At 42.8% G+C, this 6,938-nt stretch carries 10 protein-coding genes; 2 read left to right on the forward strand and 8 right to left on the reverse strand.

What is annotated here, in order from left to right; translation table 11 throughout:
- Window positions 1-121 precede the first annotated feature (121 nt).
- The 5 genes from PL11201_RS07180 to queF all read right to left on the reverse strand — a co-directional run bounded on the left by PL11201_RS07180 (window position 122) and on the right by queF (window position 2,363).
- Window positions 122-352: a hypothetical protein gene (locus PL11201_RS07180; protein ID WP_079677887.1), complete on the reverse strand. Its 231-nt coding sequence runs from the start codon at window positions 350-352 to the stop codon at window positions 122-124.
- A gap of 248 nt (window positions 353-600) precedes the next feature.
- A complete protein-coding gene (locus tag PL11201_RS07185; protein ID WP_079677888.1) occupies window positions 601-1,143 on the reverse strand; it encodes a tetratricopeptide repeat protein in 543 nt (180 codons plus the stop codon).
- Window positions 1,144-1,266: 123 nt separating this feature from the next.
- Window positions 1,267-1,623, reverse strand: coding sequence for a 50S ribosomal protein L20 (rplT, locus tag PL11201_RS07190; RefSeq protein WP_027249804.1), 357 nt, complete (start codon window positions 1,621-1,623; stop codon window positions 1,267-1,269).
- Between the two features lie 37 nt (window positions 1,624-1,660).
- Complete coding sequence (rpmI, locus tag PL11201_RS07195; RefSeq protein WP_079677889.1) at window positions 1,661-1,858, reverse strand: 50S ribosomal protein L35; 198 nt, start codon at window positions 1,856-1,858, stop codon at window positions 1,661-1,663.
- Between the two features lie 70 nt (window positions 1,859-1,928).
- On the reverse strand, window positions 1,929-2,363 hold the full coding sequence (gene queF, locus PL11201_RS07200) for a preQ(1) synthase (RefSeq protein ID WP_079677988.1): 435 nt from the start codon (window positions 2,361-2,363) through the stop codon (window positions 1,929-1,931).
- A gap of 132 nt (window positions 2,364-2,495) precedes the next feature.
- Here queF and PL11201_RS07205 point away from each other — a divergent pair, with 132 nt between their 5' ends.
- Entirely contained in the window at window positions 2,496-3,107 is a 612-nt protein-coding gene (locus PL11201_RS07205) for a hypothetical protein (protein ID WP_234996630.1), read from the forward strand.
- Window positions 3,108-3,400: 293 nt separating this feature from the next.
- Here the strand turns inward: PL11201_RS07205 and speD are convergent, their stop codons facing one another.
- From speD to PL11201_RS07220, 3 genes are all read right to left on the reverse strand, one after another.
- The gene (gene speD / locus PL11201_RS07210; RefSeq protein WP_026788369.1) at window positions 3,401-3,820 is read right to left on the reverse strand and encodes an adenosylmethionine decarboxylase; all 420 of its coding nucleotides are present in this window, start codon (window positions 3,818-3,820) and stop codon (window positions 3,401-3,403) included.
- A 101-nt stretch (window positions 3,821-3,921) separates the two neighbouring features.
- Window positions 3,922-4,977 carry a pentapeptide repeat-containing protein gene (locus PL11201_RS07215; protein WP_079677891.1) on the reverse strand — a complete coding sequence of 352 codons (1,056 nt, stop codon included), beginning with the start codon at window positions 4,975-4,977 and terminating at the stop codon, window positions 3,922-3,924.
- A 233-nt stretch (window positions 4,978-5,210) separates the two neighbouring features.
- On the reverse strand, window positions 5,211-5,513 hold the full coding sequence (locus tag PL11201_RS07220; protein ID WP_079677892.1) for a hypothetical protein: 303 nt from the start codon (window positions 5,511-5,513) through the stop codon (window positions 5,211-5,213).
- A 271-nt stretch (window positions 5,514-5,784) separates the two neighbouring features.
- Between PL11201_RS07220 and PL11201_RS07225 the strand changes: the two genes are divergently transcribed.
- Complete coding sequence (locus tag PL11201_RS07225; RefSeq protein WP_079677893.1) at window positions 5,785-6,840, forward strand: glycoside hydrolase family 10-like protein; 1,056 nt, start codon at window positions 5,785-5,787, stop codon at window positions 6,838-6,840.
- Window positions 6,841-6,938: the final 98 nt, after the last annotated feature.

The following is a 6,938-nucleotide window of genomic DNA, read 5'->3' on the forward strand; positions in this document are numbered from 1 at the left end:
AAGGAGTGACCTCAAACGCTTTAAGTTTACCTGAATCTGAGAATTTTCCATGCAGCTTTTTGAGAAAAATTCCCCCATAGTTATACTTTCACTGAATTTGAAACTATTGGAATATGGGGGGTTAAGCCGAAGCATCTCCAGATAGGCGGGCTTCTGCCATATCTCGAATTAAAGCAATCCGAGAGCAGATATAATCCTTTAAGAGATCGGCTTCTTTGGCGTTGATGCCAGCTTGTTTTTTGAACTGTTTGACTAAACACTGGACAAGACTCGCATCATCAAGATCAACTAAAGTGGATGCTTGAGTGGTTTCTACCAGTGACCAAAGTTGACGAAGCATTGTAGGAGTCATAAAATCTCCGATGGATGCAGTTTTGTCAGTTTCTATACAGAAAATAACAGTGTTTTTCTGAGTGACTTAGAAAGTTACTTCACCATTTGGGAGAAGGCTTAATACTTTCTTCAAGTTTCCAGAATAACCGAGTTTTCCCAAATTGCAAGCAAAAACATACAAGATGTCACAACAGCTACAACTCTCTTAATCCTTTGCATTAAATCTTGACAAATGCCTGCCCTGCCCCCTGCTCCCCATGCTCCCCCCTACTTAGCCGATTCTGAGGGAATTCCAATCCGTTTGCGTAGGGATTGGGCTCGATATTTGGCGGTTTGATTATCGGGATCATTTTTTAAAGTTTCTTCGTAGGCTTCCAACGCTTGAGCGGTTAGCTTTTTCTTTTCGTAGGCATAACCCAAATTATTAGAAGCGGTGGGGTAAATGGGACTTAACTTTAAGGCTTCTTTATATTGACGAATGGCAATATCGTATTGTTCTTTAGCTAAATGGGCATATCCCAAGGCATTATAAATCATGGCTAGGTTTTCAGGAGCTTCATCTTCCCCAGCTTTCAAGGCTTTTTGTAATACGGTAACAGCTTGAGAGTAAAGTTTTTTATCGTTATAAATACTTCCTAATTCATAATATTCTTGTGCATTTCCCTGTTCTTTTGATAACTTATTTTGTAGATCAAAAAGGGTGCTTTCTATCCGACGAGTTTTAATAATTTGACGAATCACAAAGACGATAGCCCCAGAAAGCAACGCCACTAAAAGTAATAAATAGGCAATGGGAAGGTTCTTATCCATCATTTTAAAAAGAGAGTTTTTTCAACACAAAGGCGAAGGACAGATTAAATCCGATCCTTCACCTGAGCCGACAATCGGCAATTTTGTCTATTCAGTTTAACAGGCGGTTTTAATTGGTTAAAACTACTTGTTTGCACTCTTGGCAAGATCAACGACTTTCCCAAAGGTTTGAGGATCTAAAACAGCAAGTTGGGCTAACATTTTGCGATTCAGTAAGATATCGGCTTTTTTCATATTACCAACTAACTGACTATAGCTAATTCCGTTAATCCGAGCCGCGGCATTAATCCGAGTAATCCACAACCGTCTAAAATCACGTTTGCGGTTACGACGATCGCGATAGGCATTTTTCAACGCCTGCATAACTCTCTGATTCGCGGTGCGGAAGTTAGTTGACTGACAACCACGGAATCCTTTGGCAAGTTTCAGTATTTTTTTGCGGCGTTTGCGAGCAACATTACCGCGCTTAACTCTGGTCATTTACGTTTGTTTCCTTTAATAAAATTCGTTTAGAGGCTTACAAATAGGGCAGCATCAAACGCACGTTGTCTTCTTGAGTCTCACTCACCAGCGCCATCTTAGACAGATTCCGTTTGCGAGCAGAACTTTTATGCTGTAACAGGTGGCTTTTATAAGCCTTGCGACGTGCGATTTTTCCACTGCCAGTGACTCTAAAACGTCTGGCCGCAGATTTACGAGTTTTGAGTTTGGGCATGGATTTCCCTAAATTTCGACACAGCCTATAATTCTATCATAGGAGTTGATATTCTCACAAGTCTTGAGCTTTAGAGGTTGGGGTTGAGCTTCTGGTGCGCGACTTCCACAACGGTATGCACATTCCCTCGGGGGTTAAAATCCCCTTTAATTCGGACTTCTAAGGGATCGGCAGCGGCAACAAAATCATCTAAAATTTGGTTGATGGATTCTTCGTGGGAAATATAGCGATCGCGGTAACTGTTAATATACAGTTTGATAGACTTTAATTCCACTACCCGCTCATCGGGAAGATATGTTAAATAAATCGTAGCAAAATCGGGATAGCCGGAAAAAGGACATTTACAGGTAAATTCGGGTAAGGTAATCTCAACCTGATAGCGACGACCAATTCTGGGATTGGGAAAGGTAATCAATTGTCCTTCCTCGATTTCCCGTTCACCATACTTTAATTCTTCTGGGCTGGCGGTAGAAACTTCTGTGGGTTCAGTGTAAGGGTGGCTCATGGTTAATTTATGTGATGGAAGGGTGAATTTTTCTGAAATTGCTGAAAAAAATTCGTTCAAATCGTTCTAATCACAGGTATTGTAAAACATAATAAGTTTCTAATAAAATGTTCACCCTCAATTAAAAGTCTTATGCAAAATGCTGACGCCTCTAGCCCTAATCCGTCAGTGGCATCGAGTAATTACTCTCCATCGATTCCCATTTCCATTTATCGAGAAGTTACGGCGGAGTTGCAAACGGTTCAATCTCAACTGCAAACGCTCAAAACCCAAAATCAACAGCTAACCCAGCAAAATCAACAACTTAGGCAAGAATTAGAAAACGTTGTGCAATCTGCCATTGGGTTACACCAAGCCATTAATAAAGCTCAAAGCATCGGTCAGGGGAAAAAATCTCAATTTTCATCTGCAGGAGCGAGTTCTTTTACCCTGGAAATTCCTAGCAATCTCGGCGCGACTCCAACAAATCCCCCAGTTCTGGAAATTGCACAGCAGACCATACCAGAAGCCAGGGGAAATCAACCCAGTTTTCCCTTTCCTCAGCCACCCCAACAACCGTTAAATACGGAGGTAGCTGAACCATTATTTACAGAACCAACGGAGGCTCGGTTACGCCCGATGTCTAAATCTCAGCGTTCTGAATTGAGCGGGTTTTGGCTAATTGTATCAATTGTTTTGATTGTCGTAGTTGCCTTTGGTGCGGGTTATTGGATTGTTCGTCCTCTGTTGAACCAACAACGGTAGATGATTCAGGAATTGTTTCCCAAACATGATTTATAAAAATAATGGCGGAGGGTTTTCCTTCCGCCAATACTGTTTTTGAAGTTGTAGATATTAATGCAACTTCCTAGGAATTAGCCACCTTATCGAGTGGCTGTAATGTAGTTTCCAGAAGGGACATTGATTGTGTTAGCTCGGTGTTGGTATTAATAGTTTCACTATTTTGAATTTTAGGAAATTATCAATACCAACGAGAGGATGAGAAACACAATCTTTTGTTTCGATTTGACTTGACTCGGATGACCGATAAACGGGTTTTAACCGCGAGTTCCAGTTTCAACTAAAGTTGCTAAAGATTCTTCACTAATTGAATCTGGGATCTCAGTCTCGTCGGGTTCATAACCGCGTTTGAATTCTCTCGATCTTACCTGTTTGGCTTGAAGCGCGGTTTCTAGAAACTTAATGGCTCGCTGAGGATTGCCTGCTCCACAAAAGAATAAGTCAGCAGCGAAATAGCCTAATTCTGGCCAAGTGTGAATGGCAATGTGAGACTCAGCCAAAGTGGCTGTTGCAGTTACTCCGTGAGGACTAAACTGGTGTACACATAAGTCGATGAGGGTAGCCCCTCCAGCAGAAATTGCATCAAGCATCGCGCGACGGATGCGTTCGGGATCGTTCAGAAGTTCTGCAGGACACTGCCAAGCGTCAACGACCAGATGGGTTCCCAATTGTTTCATTCTTCGGGTTTTACCTCCACCCTAAAGTGTATCAAACCCTCTGATCATATCACACATTTTCAGAAATTGTGCAAGAGTTTCATCAAAACCGCTCCGAATCCCTAAGAATAGCTGGCTCCGTTGGGCAGAATCGCTCCTTCGAGGGTGGCTTGGTTCAGGTTATCAATATTGAGACTCGCACCGATTAAGTTAGCCGCACAGAGATTAGCTCCGGTTAAATTGGCGCCTTTGAGGGAAGTCAAAAGTAATCCGGCTCCAGTGAGATTAGCATGGCTCAGGTTCGCCCCCCGCAAATCTGCTCCTAAGAGCGTCGCCCCTTCCAAGTTCGCGCCACTGAGGTTCGCCCCCCGCAAATTAGCCTTGGTCAAATCGCTGCGTCTTAAATCAGCATTCTGTAAATTTAAACCGTTTAAATAGGTATCTTTAAGATTTGTGTCTTGGAGGCAGGCTCCTTTTAAGTTGGCTCCGTTTAAGTTAGCGCCACTTAAATCCGCCCCTTGTAAGTTAGCCGCCACCAGGTTGGCCACACCCAAATTAGCCTCTCGTAGACTAGCCTCGCTCAGATCAGCATGACTCAGATTCGCCCCACTCAGATTACCTTGGTTTAGATAAGATCGGACTAATTTAGCATGACTTAAATTAGCACCACTGAGATCAACTTCGGTTAAAATGGTTCGAGTTAAGTTAGCCCCACTTAAATCAGCACCGCTTAAAATTGCTCGGCTGAGAGTTGCCCCCACTAAAACCGCATCGGTGAGTTTGCAACCATTCAGGAGACAGGCTGAAATTAAACTGGCTCCGGTGAGGTTAGCCCCAGTCAAATCGGTTTGGGACAAAATCGCACCACTGAGCATAACTCCACTCAGGTCAGCATTGCGTAAAATAGTATCGGTCAGACTGGCACCACTGAGATTCGCTTCAACCAGAACCGCCATGGAGAGGTTGACTTGACTCAAATCAGCCCCATTGAGATTGGCTCCAATTAGGCGAGCGCGAGATAAATTAGTTCCTTGTAAAGCCGCGTTACTGAGATTAATCCGATTCAAATTTTCCTGTTTCAAGCAGGCTACCATCAGATGGATACCGCTAAAATTTCTCTCTCCTGTAGCATATCGAGTTAATAACTTATCGACATCGATGCTTTCATTAGCCTTCATAAAAAATGAACGGTTTTATTTAATGTGTAAATAGTGGAAAATGACCACAAATTGCTTGAATCGCAGTTCATGGCAGGGGAAAAAGAATGCAAAATAACAGTTATGGGTGTGTAATCACGGATAACCTAACCCTGATTGGATTTCAGTCTAAATTCTTTGTTAGAATCTAACTGTATCGGGCTTTGCTACCTGACTATATTTCGGTGAATCGCTAACCCCAAAGTTAATCGAGCCTAACTGGTATCACCTGCAATATAGGTGTATTGGGCGATTAATCGCCAGATTATTACTAAACAGAATTGCTGAAAATCATAGTGCGGCTGAAGTGGAATATCCCGCAACGTCGATAAAATAATTCGAGACTGAAAGGGCTTAGAAGCCTTAGACCCGGGTTGATTACCTGGGAGGGGAAACACCCCAAGCCTGGGTAAACTGACAACCGAGTTCGAGTGAAATATTGGTTTCGGATGAAAACGACGGGCTAGAGGTCTAACCCGGAATAAACTCCTCCATCGCTGTTGATTTGGGATATTCATAGGATATTTTAATCCTAAACCCTTTCCTCCCTAATCCTGGCATGGTTTAGGCACAACGGCTTGACCTCAAAAGGGTTCGGGGATTTTTACGGGCTAGGATCAAAGGTTAACTGATCTTTTCACCTCGATTGATCACAATTATTCCTTAAACTAATCATAATCGCTGAAGGCTCAAGTGGGCAAGTGTCAGATTCAAAGTGCTAATTGCTGAATCACTAAACCTGGAAAACCTCCATACTAAGATTAAAGTGTGATCCTGTTAGGAGATTTTATGGAAATTCGCGGTGTCTGGTTAACCAATACGGACAGTCGAGTGCTGTTTTCTCGACCGACCATTACCGAAGCAATGGAATTCTTGGCGGAGACGGGTTTTAATGTGGTGTTTCCGGTGGTTTGGAATAAGGGCGTGACTTTTTATCGCTCTCAAGTCATGTCTCAAACCTTTGGTATCGAAATTGATTTCTATGCTAAGGGACGCGACCCGTTACAGGAAGTAATTGAGGAAGGTCATCGGGCGGGACTAAAAGTTGTTCCCTGGTTTGAATTTGGATTTGCGAGTTCTTATCAACAAAATGGGGGCCGAATTTTATCTCAAAAACCTGAGTGGTCGGGGATTAATTCCACGGGGGGATTAGTTGCTAAAAATGGGTTTGAGTGGATGAATGCTTTTGACCCAGAAGTACAAAATTTTGTTCTAAGTTTAGTCTTAGAAGTGGTGAGAAAATACGATATTGATGGAATTCAGGGGGATGACCGGATGCCTGCAATGCCCTCGGAAGGAGGGTATGATCCAAAAACGGTTGCTCTTTATCGGGAGGAATTCGGGCGTCAACCTCCGACCTATCATAAAGACGCCCAATGGGTACAATGGCGGGCGAATATCCTCACAAATTTTTTAGTTCGTTTGCGTCGAGAAGTCAAGGCAATTAAGCCTAATTTGTTGATTTCTATGGCTCCTAGTGTTTATAAATGGGGTTTAGATGAATATTTACAGGATTATATTGCTTGGATTGATCAAGATTTAGTGGATTGGATTCACCCTCAGTTATATCGACGCAATTTTTGGAGTTATAAAGGGTTAGTTGATCAATTGGTTGATGTTCAGTTTAGGGATTGGCAGTTACCCAAACTTTCTCCAGGTATTTTAGCAAAAATAGGTTCCTATTGCATTACGACTGATGATTTATTAAAGTCAATTGACTATAATCGGTTTAAAGGAGTTCAGGGAGAAATATTTTTCTTTTATGAAGCCCTAAGATTGAATAATAATGCCTTGGCAACTGCTTTGAAAAAAGGGCCCTATGCTATTCCGGCTAGATTGAGATAAGTTCAGGGGAGGTAGGGGAGTAGGGGGAGCAGGGGAGGCAGGGGGAGCAGGGGAGGCAGGGGAAGCAGGGGAGGCAGGGGAGGCAGGGGAGTAGCTGT

Source organism: Planktothrix sp. PCC 11201, assembly GCF_900009135.1.
Lineage (GTDB): Bacteria > Cyanobacteriota > Cyanobacteriia > Cyanobacteriales > Microcoleaceae > Planktothrix.

What these genes read in the sequence shown, in the direction of transcription:
- PL11201_RS07180 (WP_079677887.1), bottom strand. Translation starts at nt 352, where the DNA reads ATGACTCCTACAATGCTTCGTCAACTTTGGTCACTGGTAGAAACCACT.
- PL11201_RS07185 (WP_079677888.1), bottom strand. Translation starts at nt 1,143, where the DNA reads ATGGATAAGAACCTTCCCATTGCCTATTTATTACTTTTAGTGGCGTTG.
- rplT (WP_027249804.1), bottom strand. Translation starts at nt 1,623, where the DNA reads ATGACCAGAGTTAAGCGCGGTAATGTTGCTCGCAAACGCCGCAAAAAA.
- rpmI (WP_079677889.1), bottom strand. Translation starts at nt 1,858, where the DNA reads ATGCCCAAACTCAAAACTCGTAAATCTGCGGCCAGACGTTTTAGAGTC.
- queF (WP_079677988.1), bottom strand. Translation starts at nt 2,363, where the DNA reads ATGAGCCACCCTTACACTGAACCCACAGAAGTTTCTACCGCCAGCCCA.
- PL11201_RS07205 (WP_234996630.1), top strand. Translation starts at nt 2,496, where the DNA reads ATGCAAAATGCTGACGCCTCTAGCCCTAATCCGTCAGTGGCATCGAGT.
- speD (WP_026788369.1), bottom strand. Translation starts at nt 3,820, where the DNA reads ATGAAACAATTGGGAACCCATCTGGTCGTTGACGCTTGGCAGTGTCCT.
- PL11201_RS07215 (WP_079677891.1), bottom strand. Translation starts at nt 4,977, where the DNA reads ATGAAGGCTAATGAAAGCATCGATGTCGATAAGTTATTAACTCGATAT.
- PL11201_RS07220 (WP_079677892.1), bottom strand. Translation starts at nt 5,513, where the DNA reads ATGAATATCCCAAATCAACAGCGATGGAGGAGTTTATTCCGGGTTAGA.
- PL11201_RS07225 (WP_079677893.1), top strand. Translation starts at nt 5,785, where the DNA reads ATGGAAATTCGCGGTGTCTGGTTAACCAATACGGACAGTCGAGTGCTG.